Source organism: Gordonia sp. (in: high G+C Gram-positive bacteria) (genome assembly GCF_012515855.1).
Lineage (GTDB): Bacteria > Actinomycetota > Actinomycetes > Mycobacteriales > Mycobacteriaceae > Gordonia.
On sequence record NZ_JAAYXO010000276.1, the window covers coordinates 1 to 1832 of the forward strand.

The following is a 1832-nucleotide window of genomic DNA, read 5'->3' on the forward strand; positions in this document are numbered from 1 at the left end:
TCGCCTGTCATCGCCACGGCGAGGACCCCGTCGACCGCAGACGGCAACGACGGGTTGAGCGACGACGCCGGAAGCGGCCACACGGTACCGTCGGACTTTCGACCGGTGAGCATCCGAGAGAGCAGCCGCGCGACTGCCCGATGGTCCTCCTCCGCGGAGGCGTCACGCCCAGAGATTCCGAAGTCGGCGACGACCACCCGGCCGGTGGTCCGCTCCAGCAACACGTCGCCCGGTGTCAGCTCACCGTGGACCAGGCCGCGCGAATGCGCGTAGTCCAGTCCCGCAGCGACACTCCGCGCGATACCGATCGCCTCGGCCGGCGCGAGCAGACCGCCGCGCTCGGCCAGCAGTCCCGCCAGGTCGGTGCCGTCGACGTACTGCATCGCGAACCAAGTCCGGCCGTCATCGCATTCGCCTGCGTCGATGATCTCGACGACGTTCGGGTGCCGCAGGTCGGCGGCGAACGCCGTCCCGCGGTCGCCGCCGCCTCGCCGCTGGGTCTCCGTAGTGTTCTGCCCGGCGCTCTCCTTGATCACCACCCGCCGGTCGAGGCGGCGATGCCTGGCCAGGTAGGCCGTCCCCTTCTCCCCGGAGCCGAGGACCTCCTCGATGACGTAACCGCCGATCCCGTCGCCCGGCTGCCTCATCGGATCCTCCGTCCTCGGCTCTGTCGGCTCGACCGCGGTACCCGGCCGCGCAACGACGGCGACGGTGACGGCCGAGACCGCGCGTCAACTCAGATGGTGCACCTCCTGCAGCCCGTACACCGGGGTGTCGATCCCTTCGTAGCGGGCCTTCAACTGCAGCGCCAGGTACAGCGAATAGTGGCGCGACTGGTGCAGGTTGCCCCCGTGGAACCACAGTCCCGGCTGCTGCGTGGGCTTCCACATGTTGCGCTGCTCGCCCTCCCACGGCCCGGGATCCTTGGTGGTGTCCGACCCGAGACCCCACACCTTGCCCACGCGATCGGCCACCTCCTGACCCATCAGATCGGCTGCCCAGCCGTTCATCGACCCGTAGCCGGTCGCGTAGACCACGACGTCGGCCGGCAGTTCGGTGCCGTCGGTCAGCACCACCGAGTCCTCGGTCAGGTGGTCCACGCCGCCCTTGGCCAGCTTGATGGTGCCGTCGGCCACCAGCTCGCAGGCGCCGACGTCGATGTAGTACCCCGATCCGCGGCGCAGGTACTTCATGAACAGGCCGGAGTCGTCGTCGCCGAAGTCCAGGTCGAAGCCGGCGGCTTCCAGTCGGTCGTAGAAGTCCTTGTCACGCTCGCGGATCTGGTCGTAGATCGGGATCTGAAACTGATGCATGATCCGGTAGGGCAGCGAGGCGAAGGTGAAGTCGGCCTTCTTGGTGGTCATGCCGTCGCGAACTGCCTGTTCGCTGTAGAGCGCGCCGAGACCTATCTCCATGAGCGAGTCCGACTTCACGATGTGGGTCGACGATCGCTGCACCATGGTCGTGTCCACCCCGCTCTCCACCAGGGCCTTGCAGATGTCGTGGGCGGAGTTGTTGGCACCGATCACGACGACCTTCTTGCCGACGTAACCGTCCGGGCCGGGATGGGCGCTGGAGTGATGCTGTTCGCCGCGGAACACGTCCTGTCCGGGGAACTCCGGCACATTGGCCTTACCGGACATCCCGGTGGCCAGCACCAGCTGCGTCGGATGCAGGGTCAGCTCCTCGCCGTCCCGCACCACGTGCACGGTCCAGCGGCCGGCTTCCTCGTCGTACGACGCCGAGGTGCACTCGGTCTTGGACCAGTACGGCACCTCCATCACCTTGGTGTAGAACTCCAGCCAGTCGCCGATCTTGTCCTTGGGCGCGAA

At 67.6% G+C, this 1832-nt stretch carries 2 protein-coding genes; both read right to left on the reverse strand.

Annotated elements, in window-relative coordinates:
* Window positions 1–647 (reverse strand): protein kinase (locus tag GX543_RS18535; protein WP_290854084.1); only part of this gene is annotated, 647 nt, incomplete at its 3' end.
* An 84-nt stretch (window positions 648–731) separates the two neighbouring features.
* Window positions 732–1832: NAD(P)/FAD-dependent oxidoreductase (locus GX543_RS18540; RefSeq protein WP_290854086.1), on the reverse strand; the 1101-nt coding region annotated here is incomplete at its 5' end.